This is a genomic window from Paenibacillus ilasis, from assembly GCF_043195395.1.
GTDB lineage: Bacteria > Bacillota > Bacilli > Paenibacillales > Paenibacillaceae > Paenibacillus_AQ > Paenibacillus_AQ lautus.
The window spans coordinates 596,359-616,153 of the sequence record NZ_JBHDJG010000001.1 but is presented as its reverse complement, the minus strand read 5'-3'; the positions used below and the strand labels follow the sequence as shown (position 1 = coordinate 616,153).

General features: G+C 48.8%; 19 protein-coding genes and 1 tRNA gene. 5 read left to right on the top strand and 15 right to left on the bottom strand.

Going from position 1 to position 19,795, the window contains the following annotated elements; translation table 11 throughout:
• Positions 1-75: 75 nt before the first annotated feature.
• The 3 genes from ACETK5_RS03120 to ACETK5_RS03110 form a co-directional block, all read right to left on the bottom strand.
• A complete protein-coding gene (locus ACETK5_RS03120; protein WP_100539501.1) occupies positions 76-972 on the bottom strand; it encodes a carbohydrate ABC transporter permease in 897 nt (298 codons plus the stop codon).
• A gap of 11 nt (positions 973-983) precedes the next feature.
• Positions 984-1,898, bottom strand: coding sequence for an ABC transporter permease (locus tag ACETK5_RS03115; RefSeq protein ID WP_326114508.1), 915 nt, complete (start codon positions 1,896-1,898; stop codon positions 984-986).
• A gap of 477 nt (positions 1,899-2,375) precedes the next feature.
• Positions 2,376-3,224: an AraC family transcriptional regulator gene (locus ACETK5_RS03110; protein WP_394054287.1), complete on the bottom strand. Its 849-nt coding sequence runs from the start codon at positions 3,222-3,224 to the stop codon at positions 2,376-2,378.
• Between the two features lie 145 nt (positions 3,225-3,369).
• Between ACETK5_RS03110 and ACETK5_RS03105 the strand changes: the two genes are divergently transcribed.
• Together ACETK5_RS03105 and ACETK5_RS03100 are read left to right on the top strand one after the other, a co-directional pair.
• Positions 3,370-4,311, top strand: coding sequence for an MTP-1 family protein (locus ACETK5_RS03105; protein WP_394054286.1), 942 nt, complete (start codon positions 3,370-3,372; stop codon positions 4,309-4,311).
• A 344-nt stretch (positions 4,312-4,655) separates the two neighbouring features.
• Positions 4,656-5,735 (top strand): substrate-binding domain-containing protein, encoded by a 1,080-nt coding sequence (locus tag ACETK5_RS03100; protein WP_394054285.1) that lies wholly within the window; start codon positions 4,656-4,658, stop codon positions 5,733-5,735.
• Between the two features lie 260 nt (positions 5,736-5,995).
• Here the strand turns inward: ACETK5_RS03100 and ACETK5_RS03095 are convergent, their stop codons facing one another.
• The 5 genes from ACETK5_RS03095 to ACETK5_RS03075 all read right to left on the bottom strand — a co-directional run bounded on the left by ACETK5_RS03095 (position 5,996) and on the right by ACETK5_RS03075 (position 11,976).
• Entirely contained in the window at positions 5,996-7,705 is a 1,710-nt protein-coding gene (locus ACETK5_RS03095; protein ID WP_394054284.1) for an ABC transporter permease, read from the bottom strand.
• Positions 7,702-8,730: an ABC transporter ATP-binding protein gene (locus ACETK5_RS03090; protein ID WP_394054283.1), complete on the bottom strand. Its 1,029-nt coding sequence runs from the start codon at positions 8,728-8,730 to the stop codon at positions 7,702-7,704. The genes ACETK5_RS03095 and ACETK5_RS03090 overlap by 4 nt, the downstream gene beginning before the upstream one ends.
• A gap of 87 nt (positions 8,731-8,817) precedes the next feature.
• The gene (locus ACETK5_RS03085) at positions 8,818-9,924 is read right to left on the bottom strand and encodes an extracellular solute-binding protein (RefSeq protein WP_326114498.1); all 1,107 of its coding nucleotides are present in this window, start codon (positions 9,922-9,924) and stop codon (positions 8,818-8,820) included.
• Between the two features lie 41 nt (positions 9,925-9,965).
• Entirely contained in the window at positions 9,966-10,784 is an 819-nt protein-coding gene (locus tag ACETK5_RS03080) for an MBL fold metallo-hydrolase (protein ID WP_100538776.1), read from the bottom strand.
• A gap of 40 nt (positions 10,785-10,824) precedes the next feature.
• A complete protein-coding gene (locus ACETK5_RS03075) occupies positions 10,825-11,976 on the bottom strand; it encodes a GntR family transcriptional regulator (RefSeq protein WP_100538777.1) in 1,152 nt (383 codons plus the stop codon).
• A 641-nt stretch (positions 11,977-12,617) separates the two neighbouring features.
• On the opposite strand from ACETK5_RS03075, the gene ACETK5_RS03070 reads away from it, so the two are divergent.
• Complete coding sequence (locus ACETK5_RS03070; protein WP_076323519.1) at positions 12,618-12,929, top strand: YbjQ family protein; 312 nt, start codon at positions 12,618-12,620, stop codon at positions 12,927-12,929.
• A gap of 516 nt (positions 12,930-13,445) precedes the next feature.
• Here ACETK5_RS03070 and ACETK5_RS03065 read toward each other — a convergent pair.
• Together ACETK5_RS03065 and ACETK5_RS03060 are read right to left on the bottom strand one after the other, a co-directional pair.
• A complete protein-coding gene (locus ACETK5_RS03065) occupies positions 13,446-14,387 on the bottom strand; it encodes an alpha/beta hydrolase (protein ID WP_100538778.1) in 942 nt (313 codons plus the stop codon).
• Positions 14,388-14,915: 528 nt separating this feature from the next.
• Entirely contained in the window at positions 14,916-15,365 is a 450-nt protein-coding gene (locus ACETK5_RS03060) for a MerR family transcriptional regulator (protein WP_100538779.1), read from the bottom strand.
• Between the two features lie 174 nt (positions 15,366-15,539).
• Here ACETK5_RS03060 and ACETK5_RS03055 point away from each other — a divergent pair, with 174 nt between their 5' ends.
• A complete protein-coding gene (locus tag ACETK5_RS03055) occupies positions 15,540-16,391 on the top strand; it encodes an aldo/keto reductase (RefSeq protein ID WP_326119301.1) in 852 nt (283 codons plus the stop codon).
• Between the two features lie 301 nt (positions 16,392-16,692).
• Here the strand turns inward: ACETK5_RS03055 and ACETK5_RS03050 are convergent.
• Both ACETK5_RS03050 and nrdR read right to left on the bottom strand, forming a co-directional pair.
• Positions 16,693-16,765, bottom strand: a tRNA-Ala gene (locus tag ACETK5_RS03050).
• A gap of 176 nt (positions 16,766-16,941) precedes the next feature.
• The gene (gene nrdR / locus ACETK5_RS03045; protein ID WP_071218088.1) at positions 16,942-17,415 is read right to left on the bottom strand and encodes a transcriptional regulator NrdR; all 474 of its coding nucleotides are present in this window, start codon (positions 17,413-17,415) and stop codon (positions 16,942-16,944) included.
• Between the two features lie 148 nt (positions 17,416-17,563).
• Here nrdR and ACETK5_RS03040 point away from each other — a divergent pair, with 148 nt between their 5' ends.
• Positions 17,564-17,791, top strand: a complete 228-nt coding sequence (locus ACETK5_RS03040) for an alpha/beta-type small acid-soluble spore protein (protein WP_053492022.1) — start codon at positions 17,564-17,566, stop codon at positions 17,789-17,791.
• A gap of 68 nt (positions 17,792-17,859) precedes the next feature.
• Here ACETK5_RS03040 and ACETK5_RS03035 read toward each other — a convergent pair whose 3' ends face one another.
• Genes ACETK5_RS03035 through ACETK5_RS03025 form a run of 3 tightly spaced genes read right to left on the bottom strand, consistent with a single transcriptional unit; the run spans position 17,860 to position 19,772 of the window.
• The gene (locus ACETK5_RS03035) at positions 17,860-18,426 is read right to left on the bottom strand and encodes a lytic transglycosylase domain-containing protein (RefSeq protein ID WP_100539503.1); all 567 of its coding nucleotides are present in this window, start codon (positions 18,424-18,426) and stop codon (positions 17,860-17,862) included.
• Positions 18,423-19,022 carry a dephospho-CoA kinase gene (coaE, locus tag ACETK5_RS03030; protein WP_100538781.1) on the bottom strand — a complete coding sequence of 200 codons (600 nt, stop codon included), beginning with the start codon at positions 19,020-19,022 and terminating at the stop codon, positions 18,423-18,425. Before coaE ends, ACETK5_RS03035 begins: the two co-directional genes overlap by 4 nt.
• A gap of 9 nt (positions 19,023-19,031) precedes the next feature.
• On the bottom strand, positions 19,032-19,772 hold the full coding sequence (locus tag ACETK5_RS03025) for an MntP/YtaF family protein (protein WP_100538782.1): 741 nt from the start codon (positions 19,770-19,772) through the stop codon (positions 19,032-19,034).
• Positions 19,773-19,795: the final 23 nt, after the last annotated feature.

Below are 19,795 nucleotides of genomic sequence, written 5' to 3'. Positions count from 1 at the left end.
CGCTTCTTCAAATCTGCTATTCATTACAGGTCACGACTGCGCACGCAGCTTGCTTACACCGCCGCATCCGCATTTTTAGCCTTTGATGGAGCCGACGAATATCCCTTTGGTGAAATGCTTCTGGAAGATCGGATAAATACACATGATCGGAAACATGGTAATAATGATGACGCTCATTCGTACCGCCTTGGGATCAAGCGTTTCCCCCGGGGCATTGATGGCGACCGCGCCGCCTCCTACCCGTCCTTGAATCGCTGTCGTATCCAAGGTAAACAGGTAGTTTCGGAGCACCATCTGCAAGGGATACTTATCCTGATCTCGCAAATAAATCAAAGCCTCGAACCAACTGTTCCAGCTTCCGACCAGCCCGAATAGAGCAAAGGTTGCAAACAGCGCTTTCGACAACGGCAGTATGATCCTGAAGAGAACCACCAAGTCACTCGCCCCATCGATATAGGCGGAGTCCTTCAGTTCAGAAGGAATATTCAGAAAGAAGGTCCGAAACAGAAACACATTGTAAGCACTGATCGCACCGGGGAGAATCATGACCCAGACCGTATCCAACAGATTCAAACCGCGCATAAGCAGATAGGTCGGTATTAAGCCGCCGCCGAAAAACATCGTAATCATGAGAAAAATGGTCAGAAATTTCTTGCCCGCAAATCCCGGGATCGTGAGCGGATACGCCATCAGTGCCGTAAACAGCAGCATGATGCCCGTAGAGCCGGCCGCATAAAGGATCGAGTTCAGATATCCTTTAAAGATGTACGGATCCTGAAATACCGTCGTGTACGCCTCCAGATTAAATCCCTTGGGCCAAATCGTTACGCTCCCCGAGGAGATGTAACGCGTGCCGCTAAGCGATGTCGCGATAATGTTCAGAATCGGATACAGCACAACAATCAGGATGAATAGCATGATAACAATATTGAATACATCGAAAGCTCTGGAGCCCAAACTAGCCTTTTTCAACATCCCACCACCTAGAACAAACTCGTCTCTGATACTTTCCGGCTTAACCAATTGGTCAAGTAAAGGATCGTAAAGGAAATAACCGACATGAATAATCCGATGGCCGTCGTGTACTCGTATTGAGCGCCTAGTATACCTTGACGATAAACATAGGATCCGATGACATCTGCTACTTCGTAAGTCTCAGGCGAATAGAGCAGGATGATCTTCTGGAAATCGCTCCCGAGGACTCCTCCGACGGCGAAAATCAGCAAAATAATGGTGGTCGGCTTAAGCGACGGCCATGTGATGTGCAAAACCTTCTTCCACCGGCCTGCGCCGTCTACCTCGGCCACGTCATACAGGGTAGGATCAATTCCGCTTAATGCAGCAAGGTAGATGATCGTGCCGAACCCGACGCCCTGCCATATGCCGGAAGAGATGAAGATGGTCCGGAAATAGTCAGGCTCGAGAAGAAACATGATCGGGTCTCCGCCGAAGAAGCCGAGAATATGGTTGAACAAACCGTCTCTCGCCGTAAATTCCTTAAGCATCCCCGCAACAATGACGACCGAAATAAAATGCGGGAAATAAGAAACCGTCTGCACAAGCTTCTTAAAGCCCTTGTTTTTCAGTTCATTAAACAACAGAGCCAGTATGATCGGTGCGGGAAATGACCAAAATAAAGTATACAAACCGAGAAGCAAAGTATTCTTTAAAACCCTGAACGCCATTGGATCGTTAAAAAAGGAAGTGAAGTATTTTATCCCCACCCACTCGCTCCCCCAAATCCCCTTGGAAGCATTAAAATCTTTGAAAGCGATTAATATTCCGTACATCGGAAAATAGTGAAAGATTAACAGCGTCAGAAAGCCGGGAAGCACCATAAGGTAGAGATAGCGGTGCTTGACGATCCTGGCCACCAGCCTGTTAGTGGTTGTCTTCAAAGGAACACCTCCTGACTGTTAGAGGTTGTTCAAAAAGTCCCGCTTTGATCACGAAGTAGCACTGAAAGTTTATTCGACATCGAATCTTGAATTCAGCCGGGCCTTCCGGTGCTCACGTACCCAAAACGTACGCTCCGCTCCTCAGCCCCTAGCTTCATCCAACCTTCTCGGTGCTGAAAGTCTGGCTTTTTGAACACGCACTATTCACTTAACACGTTGTGATCGGATACAGCTGGTGCTATTGCTCGAGGCCGCATGAGCCCGGCCATTTGGTTCGTTTTATATGTAAGCGCATTCATTTTCACCCCCAGACCGTATCCTAACGTTCGTCGAAAACGCATTTGCTTCCGGCTACCGTCCCCTATTGATGTGATTATCATGATGCCTTATAACTTGTTATGCTAAGTAGAAAATAACACATACTATTTTCATCGTCAATACATAAAAATGTTTATATATTCACCTTTAATTAGCATACTATCTTCGGTTTGTCCCGAACTGACGATATCGATGAGGCGTTAGGTTATGCCTCCGCTTGAACAAGTCGTAAAAGTAGCTGACGTTGTCAAGTCCAATCTCAAGGCTGATGTCCACGATGTCCATATCCGTATTTAGCAGCAAATTCTCGGCATAAGACACTCTCAATTCATTAATGTACTGGGTCGGGGACATTCCCAGATGCTTCCTGAACATCCTGCATACATAGGCATGCGATTTGCCCGACAGCTGGACAAGCACAGCCGTTCCCCGCGTGAAGTGCTCTTTCTTCCTCGCCTCTCGGCATAGTGACTTAAACCACTCCGGCTGTCCGGTAAGTTCAATCGGATCCGCGTCAGCCTTCATATACCTGGAGAACAGGTCGGTCAAGATGGCTCTTACCTCCGCTTTGACGACCAGCTTCTTCTCTTGCGGGATCAGACTGAGCTGGTCCAGCCGGTACCGCACATATTCCTTCTCCGTTATGGACAGCAAGGTCGACGGCGGCATGGCCGGCCCAAGCAGTCTTTCGCTCGGGAACCCTCCTCCCAAGAAAGCCATGAGGTCGTCCAGGACCTCGCGATGGAACGACAAATTGATGAACTGACAATCGCTGTCCATCGTCTGCTCATAATAATGAACGTCTCGGTCCCGTATGAACACGAGTGTATTTTCCTGCAGCAGCTGCCTTTTCCCATTAATGACATGCACAACGCTTCCTTTCAGGATAAGAAACAATTCAAAGAAGTCGTGCGTATGCATGCCAATCGTATCGCGCACCGAAGCGATCAGCCGATAGTGGGCCTGAATTTCAGAATCAATGCCGTCCGCCGCATAAAGCTTCAACATAGGCGATATCCCTCCTTGTTTGTATACTGATAACTTCCTCCGATGTCAAAGCACCATAAAGCGTTCCAAAATAGAGCAAGATCGGGAGCAGCTCTTTCGATTAGGATAGAGTGGTTATTGAAGCCTGAAAGGAGATTTGACACGAATGAACTTACTGGAACTGCGTCACCAATTCGAAGCAAACCAACGCATTTATGAAAGCGCCAAGCTTGTCTTCCACGGAGTCGAAGGCTTCGATGTCTACAATCCTACGATTCCATTTCAATGGAACGGCAAGCGCTACATTTACGGACGCGTGGAGAAGCGACATGAGTGGGCGAGGTCGTGGGTTCGCTTGTTCGAGCAGAGCGGTCCGGACGAGTGGACGGCCGTGCCGGATACGATGATTTACCAGCTTGAGGACCCTTATATTAGCGTGATCCACAAACAGCTCGTATTGGGCGGCACGCATGTCCGTTACAAGCAGGGACGGCTCGATACGTTCTACGGTTATTTCTACAAAGGCAGCGATCTTCACGATCTCTTCTACTTCACGACCGGTCCGGATTATATGAAGGATATTCGGCTCGTAGAGCTCCAGGAAGGGAGGATCGGCGTCTTCTCCAGGCCGCGCGGCGAAGGGATTCGCAAGGAATTCGGAAGCGAATCCTTGGTAGGATTCACCGTCATTGACAGCCTGGACGACCTGTCTCCCGAAGTCATCGAGAACGCCCCTTATATCCGCGGATTATTCAGCAAGGATGAGTGGGGCGGCTGCAACCAGGCCTACTTGCTCGATAGCGGGAAGATCGGCGTCATCGGCCATATCTGCTACGCGCAAGGAGATACATCGACTTATATGAACATGGCCTTCGTTTTGGACCCGCAGACGAATCAATTTTCGGATTTGAACATCATCGGCACCCGTCCTTGTTATCCGGATGGCCCCGCCAAGAAGCAGCATCTGACCGACTGCGCGTTCACCGCCGGCATCGAAATGCGTCCCGACGGCAAAGTCAATCTGTACAGCGGCATCGGCGATACCGAAGCGGCGCGCATCGTCATCGACTACCCGTTCGAGAAGGAAGGCGCCATTGTAACCTTATAGAAGAAATTCCAAGATCAATTCCAAGATCGAGCTGCTGGATTCCCCAGCGGCTCGTTTTTATGTCCGATTGCGGCTTGGTATAGCGCTATTCTTTTTTCTGCCAGGTGTCAAGGTTAAAAGTTATTATCATAAGTAAATCAAAACACATACCTTATTTGACCCCATAGTAATACAAACCTTCATGAAATTCAAAGATTTTATATCATTTCGCTCCTTTCTTGGTTAATTCCTGAAAATTCCGGCCTATTCGACAAAATCTTTTTCCGGGTTACGCTCCAAGTACGTATACTTTTTAAAGTAATATGCGCTATAATTGAGGAAATGTTGATACGAGGTGAACCTACTTGAGCAAGAAGGACTTGGCTCTGCCAAAGTACCAGATGGTAAAAGACTATGTCTTATCCCAGATCGAGAATCAGGAATTTACGAAGGACGATCGGATACCTAGCGAGTCGGAATTTTCCAAGCTGCTGGATGTCAGCTCCATCACTGTGCGTAAAGCGTTGTCTGAGCTGGTGAACGAGGGCGTGATCTACCGCGTCCGAGGTAAGGGGAGCTTTGTCGCCAGCCAAGCAGCCGTCTCAGAGAAGACCTCCAATCTGGTGGCCTTCGTCATCTCCGGCGTCGACCTGTACGACAGTTCGTATATGCAGATCATGAGAGGCATTCAGTCATTTCTAGGCCAGCATGGCTGCAAGCTGATCATCGAATTCGTGGAGAACGACTTCGAACAGGAACGTGAGCTCATTCTGGGGCTGATTCAAACGGAGCTAAGAGGATTACTCATCTATTCCTCCGATCCCGAAGCTGCGAAGGGCTATCTGGGAGAGATTCGCAAAAAATCGATTCCGTTCGTTATGCTTGATCGTTCCCCTTCCGGCTATCCGGTCAACGTTGTCACCTGTAACAACCATGACGGTGCTTATGAAGCGGTAGAATACTTGATACAGCAAGGACATCGACGAATCGGATTTGCGGCTTACGACTATCATCTGAGCCCGGAGGTTGACCGATATAACGGTTATTGCAACGCCATGTCGAATGCGTCCATTCCGATTCCCGATTCGCTCTTGTTCCTGGATAAGGAACTGGACTATGCTGCACTGGCGAGCCTTATCCATAACGGAGAACTGACCGCGCTGTTCTGCGCGAACGACAAGCGGGCCCTTGAGGTAATCGAACAGCTCACCGCACTTGACATTCGTATCCCCGAACAAGTATCCCTCATGGGCTTTGACGATTTCGAGAGCTCCAAATTCGCCAAGGTCGCCTTGAGCACCGTGAAGCAATATTTCGATGTCCTTGGCTATGAGAGTGCCAAGCTGCTGTTCGAAATTACCGAAGGCTCGTCTTACGGCAATAAGAAAGTCATGCTGCCTACAAGCTTGGTCATACGTGAGACGATCAAGCCCGTCCAAGGTTAAGGTAACGCCAAAAAAGGCAATGGATTCCAGGATATGCTGGAGTCCATTGCCTTTCATAATGCGGCAAAACATGCTAAAGGAACTGGTTCATTGTCTTTGCGAAAGATCATGGACCAGCCTCTATCTATAATCCTTCAAGCCCATCATCTTCATATCATTTCTGTACTATTCGACGCTGACGGGTACAGCACTGCCGATTGCTTGCCTAGGCCTAGCACTGGGCACGTACACTAAAAAGACGAAGTGATCCTCTCTTGCCCTCAAGATCTGCTGTTTCTTCCATAAACGAAATATAAAGTAACGGAGGACATGATCATCAGTATCACCGAATACACCAATGTCAACGCTTTGGTATCTGCTAGCGCCTGCGCATCCGTACTGTTCTTGATGACGATTCCTAACGGCTGGTACAAAGGATGATAGAGGAACACGGTAACGTCATAATCGGCCAAAATTCCGTTGAAATTCAAGGCAAGAACAGCAAGCGTCGACGGTAGAATGATCGGCAGCAATACTTTTCTGAACGTATAGAACGGTTTGGCACCCAAATTCCTTGCAGCGTCTTCCAGATTGCTGTCCAAGCTGAAGAAGGAGGCCTTGACCATTCGCAGGGTGAAAGGAATATGGACGATGACATAAGCAATCAGAAGCATCCAGACCGTGCCAACCAGCACCGTATTCCCGATCATCAGCTTTGGCGTGTTAAAGGTTACGATCAGTCCGATTGCAATCAGCGTTGACGGCAGAATCCACGGAATCAGCAATGCGTATTCCAGGGCAAGCGCCCACTTGTTCTTATATTTATGTAAGATCCTTGACGCGGCCAGCGCCAATGCGACGACAATGACCGAGGCTCCCGCGGCATATAGAATACTTACGAGATAAGGTTTGAATGCCGACATGGATGAAAACACTTGAATGTAATTATCCAACGTGAAGCTGTTCAAATTCAACGTGGCGGTCGAGATACTGGCCGCATCGGTGAACGAAAAGATGATGATCAGCACAACCGGAACGATGTAAAGAACAAACAGGCCGTAAGCCAGAATATGAGCAGCTATGTTACCGGATTTGCTGCGGATTTTTTGTTTGACCAGCTCCGATTTGACTTTGGAGACCGACATGAAGTTGCCCTTGCGTTCGAACCGGATCATCACGGTCAACAACACCAGTGTGGCCACTCCGAGAATAAGAGCCAGCAGCGCAGCCAAGTCTCTTGACGTAATGCTTCTCGAGAATGTCAGAATCATCGGCGTAATCGTCTGGAATTCCTTGCCCCCGAGGATAAGCGGCGCGGACGTCGCAGCCAGGCCGGTGAGAAAAGTCAGGATCGTCAGCGCGTAGATCGTAGGCTTCAGGACCGGAAGTACGACCCGCCATAGGATATACCCCGTAGACGCCCCCATATTTCTCGCGGCTTCCACCGTTTGGAAGTCGATTTTGCGAATCGCATTGCTCAGGAACAGAAAGTGATTGGACGTGCAGGCGAACGTCATGACGAATAGAACCGCCCAATAGCCATGAAACCACGTCGTATCAAAGGAAGGGAACAATTGAACTAAGAGCTTGGTCATAAACCCCTCTTCGCCATAGACGAATTTATAGCCGGACACCAGCACGACTCCGCTGTAAATCAGGGTCGTAAAGTAACCCAACCGCAAAATCTTCGCGCCTTTGATATCGAAATATTCCGAAATCAAAACCAGCGTAATGCCCACCACATTTACCGTAATGACAAGCGAAAAAGCGAGAATAAAGCTGTTGTATAAACTTCTCATCGCGCGTTCGGACGACAGCAGCTTCTCTGCCGCTTCCAGCGTAAATTTGCCGTCCTTAAAGAATATTTCGCCGTAAATATTCAAGTTCGGATAAATCAGGAAGGCAATGACAAACCAGACAATCAACCCGTATAAAAGGATCGAGAAAGGGTTTATGGAAGCCAGCCGGGTGCTCAGGTTCCGGGCCTTCATGCTTCCCCCTCCTTCATCGGATATTGCAAAATATCGCGGACCGGGAGGTAGATGTCCACATCGTCGCCGACCTCATGATGAACGAGCGGGCTTTCTATTTCGATGATTTTTAACCGTCCGCCGCCGGCAATCTCCAATACGTACTTGCTGTATAAACCGTAAAATTCCCGGTCTGCAATCTTGCCTTTCAGTTGGACCGTATCGATCCCCTGCAGGTGTTGCAGGCTTACCTTCTCATTGCGGATATAGGCGATATTCCCTGGCTGAACAATATCCTTTAACCGGCTGTTCTCTACCATCCGTGGATCGATCCGATTAATATCTCCTATGAAATTGCATACAAACTCGGTTTGAGATTGATTGTAAACTTCCATGGGCGTGCCCACTTGCTCCAGGACCCCATGATTGAATACGCCAATCCGGTCGGACAGCGTTAACGCTTCTTCCTGGTCGTGCGTGACATAAATCGTTGTGATCCCGAATTTCTTCTGCAATTGTTTCAGCTCATTACGCAGCTGTACCCGCAGCTTGGCGTCCAAGTTGGATAAAGGCTCGTCCAGTACCAAGATGCTCGGCTTCAAAACCAGCGCCCTGGCAATCGCAACGCGCTGCTGCTGGCCGCCGGATAGTTCCGATACTTTCTTGAACAGCTGATCATCTTTCAGATCAACCTTCCGGGCAATGTCCTTTACCTTCTGGTCCACTTCCGCCTTGGAAAACTTCTTGACACGCAAGCCAAAAGCGATATTCTCGTACACATTCATCGTCGGAAACAGCGCATAGCTTTGAAATACCATCCCGATCTCTCTTTTTTCGATCGGCAAACGGGTAATGTCGGTGTCTTTCAGCAGGATCTGTCCGCTCGTAGGCATAATAAACCCGACCAGACTGCGGAGGGTCGTCGTCTTCCCGCAACCCGAGGGACCGAGGAACGTGAAGAATTCCCCTTCCCGAATATGCAAATTAAGGTTTTTGACCGCATGAAATTCTCCGAATTTAATGTCAACGTTCTGGAATGTAATCATATTATTATCTTCCTTTTTGTTGGACTTGAATGAACGGCTGCATATTGGCGTTCCCAATATGCAGCCGGCTTGACTCCATTCCGTTATTTAGTGCATAATCTCCAACTCGATTTTCTCCGCCCACAGATCCATGTTTTCGGCAATAAAGGCCCAATCGAAATCTTGTGGTTTTAACGAAGTAAACAGCTCCTTGACGGAATCATTGGCTTGCTCGACCGCTTTCGTATTTGCCGGCATGGCATTGAACTCAGCCGCAAATTCTCCTTGAATTTCGCTGGATCCGAGCCATTCTACGAACCGCTCCGCCGTTGCCTGTTTCTTCGTTCCGTTCACGAGCGCTGCATGTTCCACGACCATCGGTACGCCGACTTCGGGACTGACAATGCCTGCTTTCACTTTATATTGCTCTTCCTTCTGCTGCAGGGTTCCGGAAACGAGCGCCCCTAGCGGCGTTTTGCCGCTGGCCAAATTGGCATAGAAGTCTTCGCCCTCGACTGCGCTGACGCCGTTGTCATACAACTGCTGAATTTCATTCCAGCCTTCCTCGGATATACCGAGATCACCATTCGGATCTTGGAAACGGGTCAGAATGCCCGCTACAATAAGACGAGGCGTATTTTGCCCAAGCAGCGTAGGAGCTTCGTACTTCCCTTTGTACGCATCGTTCTTATAAAGATCGGTCCAGTCCTTTGGCGCGGTATCGGCCGTGAATTCGTTCGGGTTATACCCAAGCAGAATCGCTTGCTTCACAAGGCCATGATAGTAGCCTTCCGGATCGTTCAAGCCCTGCTCCACATCTCCGGCCCAGCTTGGAACAAACTTAGCCAGAACGTCTTCCTTTTTCAAATTCTCATAAAGCATATTGTTCAAGCCGTATACGACGTCCGCGATCGGGTTGTTCTTCTCGGCAATCAACCGGTTCGTTAAGTCGGCGCCGCCCGCTCCGACAATTTCGATGTCAAAGCCCGCAACTTTCGCTTTCTCAATCAGCCATTCGCCGCGGCCGTCAGAGTTCGCATTCGTATACACGATCAACTTTTCATTCTGGACCGGTTCCGTAGATGACGATTCCGACCCGGCCGGAGCCCCGGACTCCGAAGTGCCCGAGTTTGCATTGCCGGCATTGTTGCCGCCTCCGCAAGCCGATACAATCACACACATAATGAGAAGTAGCGCCATTGAAAGTTTTCTCATGATTCCCTTAACTCTCCTTTGATCGTGTCATTTTATTTGGTTTAAATGTTGATGATCAATCCGTCATATGCCGGCAAAATTCCGAAGGGGCTGAAGATGCGGACAAAATCCTCATGAAGCAGCTTGGAATTATGGCTAAAATGTGTGACGACGATTTGGCCTTCAGGCTTCAGGATATTTTCTTTTTGGAACTCGCGCTGGACTTCCAGCACCGTCTCGACGCACATATGATTGCGGTCGCGGGAGTTCCCCGTATATCCATGCGTGCAGTCGAGGATGGCGCAATCCAGATTTTTGCCCTTTAACCATGCCCATGTCGCATCCGGGAACCAGCCCGAATCGTGCCCGTACAGCAGTTTTTTTCCTTCCCTTTCGATCACGTATAACAGACAGGTTTCCATGCGGTCATGATCCGCCAACAATGGCGTTACCGTTGCATCGCCCATAGCGAAGGTCTCAAACGGGCGCAACAGATGGAATTGATACCTTTGTCCTTCAAATCGGCCGATGGCGGCACGCGTGTGATGCATCACCGTACCATTCCCGTAAATGTGCATCGGATGCTGAAGGCCGTGCGCAATTCCTTCCCTGCGGGATTCCAGATCAGCAGCATTGTAATGGTCCATATGCGAATGCGTCACCAACAGGTGCTCGATTGCTCCCAGATCGATATTGTCCCGCAGCGCCTGCATATAGGAATCCGGGGAATAGTCAAACTTGATGACATCGTCCAGGATGGCGGAAGTTCGCGTGCGGATATTTTTTCCCCCAAGCTCCCGCGCTTTGTTGCAATGCTCGCAGCGGCAAAAGGCATTGGGAAAGCCCTCTGCGGCTGCAGTTCCTAGAAAGTGAATTTTCAAAGTCATGTCTCCTTGCCATGCAAACTGTAGTGATCCATTTTTACGTCCTGGACTGAACGGATTGTCGTTCTACAATCGATGTTTGAATTTTAATGGTGATGGGATTTTCGTTGGAGTTGCCAACGCGCTTCATCAGCAAATCAACGGCCGATCGGGCAAGCTTCTCGGTATCTTGTCGAACCGTCGTAAGCGGTGTCGGAATATATGCCGCTAACTGAATATCGGAGAACCCGACGATGGACAGCTTTTCAGGAACCGGAATCCCCATTTGCAGTGCGGTGTGAATGGTCGAGATGGCGACATGGTCATCCCCGCACATGATGGCCGTCATCCGGGGGTTGTCGAGAATAAACTGCTCCTGTTCCGGATCGCACTCATTAATGCGGCTGGTATCGCAAGCGACGCTTCGAAAATGAATGTTCTGGATCTTCACCGGAATTTTATGGTCGAGCAGCGCTTGGATATAGCCTTGATACCGTTCCTTCCGGCTTGTGATATTGTCGATCGGATTCGAAGTGTATCCGACTTCCCGGTGCCCCTTCTCGATCAAATACTTCGTCATTTGATAAGAGCCCGTATAGTGGTCGTGATACACGCAATCAATCTCCACTTCATGGAAAATACGATCGATGATCACCAGCGGCAGTTTGCGCAGCTTTAGTCGCAGCACCTGATCGCTGCAGGTCTTCCGCCCCTGAGGAAACAGAATGATACCGGTGATCCCTCCTTCGGCCAGCCTTTCCAGACAAAGATCCTCATCGTCGCAGTCCTTCGTCATTTTTAAAATGAGGTCGCACCCGTGCTTTCGCACTTCAGCCTCGGCTGCGGCGATGATTCTGGAAGTGTAATCGGATAGATGGGGCATAATGAGTGCGATCTGTCCAACCAGCCTGTCCACGTTCGGCGCCGCCTCGGTGACTTGGGGAGAAGTTCCTCCATCGGCCATCAAACCTTCTATCGGCTGGGCAAGGAAGGTCCCTCTTCGGGGCAGGCGGTATACCAGTCCCTGCTCTGCCAGCTTTTGAAGCGCCAGCTTGCTTGTCATTCGACTCACGCCGAACAGCTTGGCAAGCTCTCCTTCGGATGGAACAGGATCATGCGGCCGCAGCCTACGACTTTGAATAATCTCGATTACCTGATCCGCCACCCGGTGATATAATTGATTCTGTTTAATCAAACGTACATCTTTCATCAAATTATCCCTCTAATCGTTGAGTCGACTCGTAATCCGCAAGGGATCTGATTTAAACTTAATGAATGTCACTGACATATTCAATGATATATTTGTAAAAGCCTTGTAAATTCTATGTTAAATCTCAATGCAGCGGTCCTGAATCATAAATTATATATCAGTGATTCATTCATTCGCTTCATATGTTTGCTTCAAAAAAGCGCACCGCAAGCCTTGAAGTAAAGGCTTGTGGGACGCTTTGCTTTTTATTGCCGGGTAAATTCTGCCCGGTCAAAGTTTCCGATATATTTATAGGTGGAATCGGTTGAGTCGGTCAAAACAATATGGATCGTGAACGCCTGTGAGCGTCTCCGTCAGCTGTTCGGCTGGCGCCTGACAACCATCCGTACCCGCTTATTACGTCCACTCGTGCAACCAATCTCCTCTGTCGGCGTAATAAAAGGAAGACACACACGCTGGAAAAATGGGTCGTATTCTTCTAGTCATGCAGTCATTGTCATCAGGCAACCTTCTCCACCAAGGCGATCAACATCCTGGGGGCGGTGTACCAACCTGGTTTCACGATTGGCAAGGGCCATTTTTTCGGAAGTTATTTTTACATGTATTCGCTATAAAAATCTATTTGAAAGAAGGAAGATCGCATGATTATTACAACGACATCCACCATTGAAGGTTACCCTGTTCAAAGGTATATCGGTATTGTGACCGGCGAAGTCATTATGGGTGCTAATGTAGTGAGGGACTTTCTGGCCTCCATTACCGATATTGTCGGCGGGCGCTCAGGGGCTTACGAAAACAAGCTGCAGGAAGCAAGGGATGCAGCGTTTGTCGAGATGGAAGATCGAGCCGTGCGCCTGGGGGCAAACGCCATTATAGCAGTGGACATCGACTATGAAGTTATTCGTGAGGGAATGCTGATGGTGGCCGTCAGCGGAACCGCAGTGGTGGTATAGCCGGTACAGTGTCAATTTTCCGTATATAAGTTCTTGTCGTTAAGTTATGACAAGAACTTATATACTTTGCCGTCTTTGGTATCTCAAATCTCTTATAAATAAAAAAATCCCATCATTCATTATTGATGGGATTTTTTTAGACCTTTAATTTTGAAACGTATTTATCAACGTATTGTTGATATTCATTTTTGTTGATTCCATTCCAATTACCGCATCCAGATTTCTGCGTGTCTCTGTGCAAATTGTTGGAAGGAGACAGGCGCCTTCCCAGTCACCCTCATTACAGTATCAGTACTTACATCCTCCGCTCCTTCCTTTCGAATTTTACGGTCGAATCTGAAAAAAAAGAAGACGGTACCTGGAGTTCCGTGCATGTCTCCAAAGGTGCCGTCTTCCACTTTGGAGCAAGAGAAAGTTTAAGTCTTTCACTCTTAGTAGGAAAAGAATATATAGATAAGTTGAAATCCGAAAATGATGATACCTTCGGATCTACTAAAGGTGCTTGAACCGGGTTGATTATACCTGAATCCAAGCGTTAGCTAGTAGAAGTGCTCCCCGAGCAGCCGCGGTATCGGCCAAATCGTTTAACATCACGAAGTCATGGATGATGCCTTGGAAGCGAACAGCCGTTACTCTAACTCCGGCTTCCCGCAGTTTATTGGCATACGCTTCACCCTCGTCCCGCAATACATCGGCTTCGCCTGTAATTACCAGAGCTTCAGGAAGCCCAGCCAATTGCTCAGTTGTCGCTTGCAGAGGAGATGCGTAAATTTCTTTTCTTTGCTCCGGATCCGTTGTGTATTGATCCCAGAACCATTGCATCGCGTCGCGACGCAAAAAGTAACCTTCGGCGAATTGTATGTAGGAATCGTTGCCGAATGAAGCGTCCGTTACCGGGTAGAACAACAATTGTTTGTGAATCTTCGGCCCTTTTCGATCTTTGGCCATCAGCGTAATGGCTGCGCTCATGTTGCCTCCGACGCTATCACCGGCTACTACAATACGGTTGGTATCAAATCCGTATTTGCTCCCGTTCTCTGCCACCCAGTCGAGTGCCGCGTACACTTCTTCGATCGCTACCGGATAGCGATTCTCGGGAGATAAACTGTAATTTGTGAACACAACTGCAGATTGGGAGCCAACGGCCAATTCGCGGATCAGTCGATCATGCGTATGTGCGTTACCGAATACCCAGCCGGCTCCGTGTGTGTACAGAATAACCGGAAGCACGCTCGGTGCATTTTGCGGGCGGACAATGGTAAGAGACACACTACCCTTAGGGCCGCCGTTAATGGTCAATTCTTCTATTTCAACCGGCAATTTATTCACAGAGCCGGATTGGACTTGATCGACGACTTCGCGGCCTTTCACCGGGCCATGATCAAACAAATAGGGAGGGTTGGCTGTCGCCTCCGCAAATTGTTTAGCAGCTGTTTCGAGTACGACTTTATTTGTCATTTTAAAAACTCCTGTCTCTTCTTTGGATTTGTTAAATTAAATTTTGCAATATATTTGTGAATATAACATTTGTTCTGAGATTTGTCTTACTTTACCATAAAATAAGTGTCAACATCCATATTACCAAGTATTCACGGAAGGTGAATAGGCGTTTCAATTTTAAAATCACATTTAGGTTTAGATAGCTAAAAAAGATTCATGTAACACACAAATTAATTTAGAAATCTAATATTCCCATTGTATTTGCAAAGAACCCGGCAATGTAATTACACACATATTTGTAACTTAATAAATGATTTAGGTAGTGTTGGCAGATGTGAATTGAACAAATTGAGGAAAAAGGGGCCCTCCGAAAATGAGGTCCTAAAACTTGCCGTTACAGACAGCACGGGGATGCGTATCATCAACCATAATACTGTCGTACCCCGATAGTTCAATCTAGCGTGACGCGGATCTTGTTCATTGCCAAGCCAATCAGGAGTTTAAAACCGAAGATTTTCAGAGCGGTTGATGTGCGCAGAATATCTCTCACGCCTTCCGAACCGAAGGCGAGTAAAATACGTCACCATGCATATGCTGAATTTTGTCCCAGTTGCCGGGATTGGTCGTGTCTGGAGCGCGATGCTCCAGAATGGCCTGATATAGGACGGTTTTTTGTTCCAAATGGGCAATGTGCTGTTTGGCTTCTTCGAGCTTAACGAGCGCCGCTTCTTTATGCTCCATTATGAGTGTGTAGCGTTGCGGAATGGTCGAATCCCCTTCGAGGCAGAGGTCGACGTACGTTTTAATGACTTCAATCGGCATCCCGGATTGCTTGAGGCATTTGACGCCATGCAGCCAGTTGATCGATTCTTCGTCGAACATCCGAATGTTGTTTTGATTGCGCTGTACGCTTGGCACCAGGCCTTTATCCGTATAAAAGCGCACGGCGTGCTCGGTAAGTCCCGTAATCAGGGCGGCTTCTTTGACCGTATGCATGTGTAATCCTCCTTGGAAAATAAATTTTTGAAGACGGCTTGACTTCGTGTAACACGAAGGTAGTAGGCTTATTGTAATGCAAATCGACCGAAAGCGGAAGCCCCGCTGAGGTGCCCGATTCACGGGATTCGCGGCCGTTTGCCGTTTTACATTTGAACCATGGGAGGAATTACAATGCAAACTGTAACATTGAACAACGGAGTGAAAATGCCGATCATCGGCTTCGGTGTCTACCAAATTCCCGATGCTGAAGAATGCGAGAATGCGGTATATGAAGCGCTGATGGCCGGTTACCGCCTAATCGACACCGCCGCGGGTTATCTGAATGAGGAAGCGGTCGGACGCGCGATCAAGCGCAGCGGCGTACCGCGTGAAGAGCTGTTCATCACGACCAAGCTCTGGGTTCAGGATGCCGGCTACGAGAGTGCCAAGCTGGCGTTTGCCAAATCCTTGAGGAAGCTGCAGCTCGATTATCTCGATCTGTACCTTATTCACCAGCCGTTTGGCGATTACTACGGCGCTTGGCGTGCGATGGAAGACCTGTACCGCGAAGGCAAAATCAAAGCGATCGGTGTCAGCAACTTCCTGCCCGATCGACTTATGGACCTCATCGTGCATAACAAAATCGTGCCCGCCGTCAACCAGGTCGAAACGCACCCGTTCTACCAGCAAATCGAGAACACCGCTTTTATGAAAGAGCAGGGAGTGCAGCACCAATCGTGGGGGCCGCTCGCTGAAGGACGCAACAACATGTTTGGCAACGAAGTGCTGACCTCGATCGCGGAAAAATACAACAAGTCCGTCGCTCAGGTCGTGCTGCGCTGGCTTGTTCAACGTGAAGTCGTTGTCATTCCAAAATCAGTGAGAAAAGAGCGGATCGTCGAAAACTTCAACATTTTCGACTTTGCGTTGAACGCGGACGATATCGAACAAATTTCCACCCTCGATACGCGGAAAAGTCTTTTCTTATCGTACCGCGATCCGGAAGTCGCCAAGATGATGGGCAACTGGAAAGTCGATCTGTAAACCTTGATCCGAACTGTAAACTCATCACGCGTTTATCCTCATCTATAAAGAAAGGACAGTGCGCCCCTGTCCTTTCTTTACTTGAATTGCAAATTGTTTGTCCTGGATAGGATCGGGTCACGAAAATAAAACAAGCAGCGCCGGGAACCCCCACGCTGCTTGTTTTCATGATTTAAATTGATTACCCATCATTGTATTCAATTTCGTCCCCAATTCGCCCCCAAGACCTTTTCTGAAAAGAATTAACAAGTCATTAAAAAACAAAAAAACCCTTGATGTACCATCAAGGGTTTTCTTCATATGGAGCCTAGGGGGATCGAACCCCTGACCTCATCGCTGCCAGCGATGCGCTCTCCCAGCTGAGCTAAGGCCCCGTAAGCGACTTCTATATCATATAAAAAATCAGCAGGCATGTCAACATGTTTTTCACATTTTTTGATGACGTGCTGTATCCCTTTTACTTCTCTATATCATGTCACTTATCGATGATGAGGATGGGCGCCATGGGAGCACCGGAAGAGCACCTGGATCACGCGGAACCCCGGCGCTCTTACAGCTCCTGACCGTCCGTATCCTTGGACAGCAGGCTTTTCAGTTCCTTCATAAACATATTGATATCCTTGAACTGCCGGTACACGGATGCAAACCGGACGTAAGCCACTTCGTCGACCGGATATAACCGTTCCATCAGAAGCTCCCCGATCTGGCGGCTCTCCACCTCTGCTGCTGCGGTATTTCGCAGTGCCTTCTCAACATCCGATACGATCATATCCAGCTGGTCCACCGATACCGGACGCTTCTCGCATGCACGTATCAAACCGCGGAGTACCTTCTCCCGGCTGAATTCTTCGCGGCTTCCGTCCTTCTTCACGACGATCAGCGGCGTTTCCTCCACCATCTCAAAGGTTGTGAATCTCTTGCTGCACTGCTCGCATTCCCTGCGGCGGCGGATGGATTTATTCTCGTTGGCAGGCCTGGAATCAAGCACTTTCGTCCCGGCATAACTGCAATATGGACACTTCATAAAGTCAATTTCACTTCCTTCGTTTCAGCGTATTTTAGCCTTAATGGCGCTTAAGAAAAATTTACCAGCAAAACTTTTTTCTTTTATGTTATGAAAATGCGAAACCCGAGACATAATACTTTTACCAACCCAAGGAGGTGAACTTAACATGGCACAAAGCAACAACAACTCCAACAACCTGGTTGTTCCTCGCGCAAACGCTGCTCTTGAGCAATTGAAGTACGAGGTAGCTCAAGAACTTGGTATCTCCATTCCACAAGACGGATACCAAGGTAACATGACTTCCTACGAGAACGGTTCGATCGGGGGATACATCACAAAGCGTCTTGTAACCCTGGCCGAGCAACAATTGGCTGGTCAATTCTCCGGTCAATAATTGATTCTTCCTTAAAAAAGGAGTGTTGGACGGCTCGATGTAAGAGCCTGTCCAGCGCTCTTTTTTCATTAAAAGCCGTCCTTATACACATCCGTATATTGATTATAATAATAAATCACGCGCTGTACATAGTGACGGGTTTCCCCGATGGGAATACTCTTCACATTCTCGTAGGTTCCATCCCACATGCCCTTGTTGATCCAATTCTTGACGTTCCCGGGGCCTGCATTATAGGCAGCGATGGCGGCAATCGGATTGCCGTCCATTTCCTTGTGCAGGTTCTGAATATACCAGGTGCCGAGCTGGATATTCGCATCCACTTCATTCTTCACGCTCAGCAGGTTCACCGACGGCAGCTTGGCCATTTCCATCGCCCAGTTCGCCGTATCCGGCATCAGCTGCATAATGCCCAGCGCGCCTTTCTTGGACTCCTTGCCCGGCTTGAAGTTCGTTTCTACTCGTATGATGGAAGCCACCAGGAATGGATCAACCTCATAATAAGCGGCATGCTTCCGAATTTCATCCTTATAATGAATCGGATACAGCAAGGTCATCCAGTTCGAGCTCAGAAACAGCAGCGCTACAAAAGAAACAAACAGCAGGAGCAGCACTCTTTTTTTACGGAGCCACTTCATAACCGAACCAACCTGCCCCACAGGTTGTCCACCTGCTGCTGTGTTTCGGCCAATGTTCCGCTGTTATCGATGAGGATATCCGCCAGACGCTTCTTCTCCTCGATATCCATCTGACTGTTTAAACGCGCTTCTGCCGCTTCCCGGTTAAGATCATCGCGCACCATCAGGCGCTCAAGCTGCAGCTCTCGCGGCACATAAACGACAGCAATCTGGTCAAGATAAGAATACTGCTCCCTAGCCTCAAGGAGCAGCGGAATATCCGCTACCACGAGCCGGTCGGGATACTGCCGCTCATATGCTTCCGTCCGTTCCCGGATTTCCTGCCGGATCGCCGGGTGCGTGATCTCATTCAACACCGTTCTCTGCTCGGGATGATGGAAGATCATTTCCCCGAGTTTTTTTCGATTCAACGTACCGTCCTCAAACAGGATCGCTTGTCCAAAATGTTCGGTCACTTTACCCAGCACCGGATGACCCGGGAGCATGACTTCCCGGGCGATAAGATCCGCATCGACGAGAAGTGCTCCCTTCTTGGTCAACATAGAGGACACGGTGCTCTTGCCTGTTGCAATTCCTCCGGTTAAACCGATATTCATGACTTCACCTCATAACAGCTTCATTATACCCATGACGATTAACAAAAAAGCAGGCAAATAAGAGATAAAACGCATGCCGCCCTTGGATGCAAAGCGTAAACCAACCCTCATGCCCAGCACCAGGAATATCCCGCTAAACAAGGAAACGATAGCTGCCGTACCTAGCGGTGAGAAGCCCAGCATGGCAGCGCCAAGTCCTGCTCCGAACGCATCGAGCGATAACGCGATCCCGAGCCACATCGCCTCCCACGGGGAGATGCTGCCGGAGTCGTCCAGATCCGCTTTTGATGGACTGCGGAGAATTTGAATGACAATGCCGATCTTTGGAATCTCAAGAGAGAATACCGCCCGCTGAACATGCTCTTGACCTGCCGTGTTAACCTCACGTCGTGATTTCACTTGATAGTCAGCCGCCTTCGTTTCCATAAGGGACTGGGAAATATCCCTATTAGAAACCGGCTGCACATCAGACTCGTTTTTTCTGCGAACTTGCTGATATAGAGACCATAAGCCCAGCAGAATCAAAATGGCGGCTCCGATCACGGACGCCACAGATGGGGATAAGAACCGCTGCAACAGCGCGCCTGCCTGCATGGAGGCGCCGAGCACCAAGCCGGAACATAGCGAGATGATCAATACAGACAGCAGCGGTATCCTTGTTTTGCGCAGACCGTATGTAACCCCCGCGCCAAATCCGTCCAGGCTTAACGCCATGGCCAGCAGCGCAGACGAGAAAATATGACTGAGCACCCTTTTCCCTCCTCGTAAGCTCC

What these genes read in the sequence shown, in the direction of transcription:
- coaE (WP_100538781.1), bottom strand. Translation starts at nt 19,022, where the DNA reads ATGAATATCGGTTTAACCGGAGGAATTGCAACAGGCAAGAGCACCGTG.
- ACETK5_RS03110 (WP_394054287.1), bottom strand. Translation starts at nt 3,224, where the DNA reads ATGTTGAAGCTTTATGCGGCGGACGGCATTGATTCTGAAATTCAGGCC.
- nrdR (WP_071218088.1), bottom strand. Translation starts at nt 17,415, where the DNA reads ATGAAGTGTCCATATTGCAGTTATGCCGGGACGAAAGTGCTTGATTCC.
- ACETK5_RS03055 (WP_326119301.1), top strand. Translation starts at nt 15,540, where the DNA reads ATGCAAACTGTAACATTGAACAACGGAGTGAAAATGCCGATCATCGGC.
- ACETK5_RS03095 (WP_394054284.1), bottom strand. Translation starts at nt 7,705, where the DNA reads ATGAAGGCCCGGAACCTGAGCACCCGGCTGGCTTCCATAAACCCTTTC.
- ACETK5_RS03090 (WP_394054283.1), bottom strand. Translation starts at nt 8,730, where the DNA reads ATGATTACATTCCAGAACGTTGACATTAAATTCGGAGAATTTCATGCG.
- ACETK5_RS03070 (WP_076323519.1), top strand. Translation starts at nt 12,618, where the DNA reads ATGATTATTACAACGACATCCACCATTGAAGGTTACCCTGTTCAAAGG.
- ACETK5_RS03085 (WP_326114498.1), bottom strand. Translation starts at nt 9,924, where the DNA reads ATGAGAAAACTTTCAATGGCGCTACTTCTCATTATGTGTGTGATTGTA.
- ACETK5_RS03105 (WP_394054286.1), top strand. Translation starts at nt 3,370, where the DNA reads ATGAACTTACTGGAACTGCGTCACCAATTCGAAGCAAACCAACGCATT.
- ACETK5_RS03035 (WP_100539503.1), bottom strand. Translation starts at nt 18,426, where the DNA reads ATGAAGTGGCTCCGTAAAAAAAGAGTGCTGCTCCTGCTGTTTGTTTCT.
- ACETK5_RS03040 (WP_053492022.1), top strand. Translation starts at nt 17,564, where the DNA reads ATGGCACAAAGCAACAACAACTCCAACAACCTGGTTGTTCCTCGCGCA.
- ACETK5_RS03075 (WP_100538777.1), bottom strand. Translation starts at nt 11,976, where the DNA reads ATGAAAGATGTACGTTTGATTAAACAGAATCAATTATATCACCGGGTG.
- ACETK5_RS03060 (WP_100538779.1), bottom strand. Translation starts at nt 15,365, where the DNA reads ATGCATACGGTCAAAGAAGCCGCCCTGATTACGGGACTTACCGAGCAC.
- ACETK5_RS03065 (WP_100538778.1), bottom strand. Translation starts at nt 14,387, where the DNA reads ATGACAAATAAAGTCGTACTCGAAACAGCTGCTAAACAATTTGCGGAG.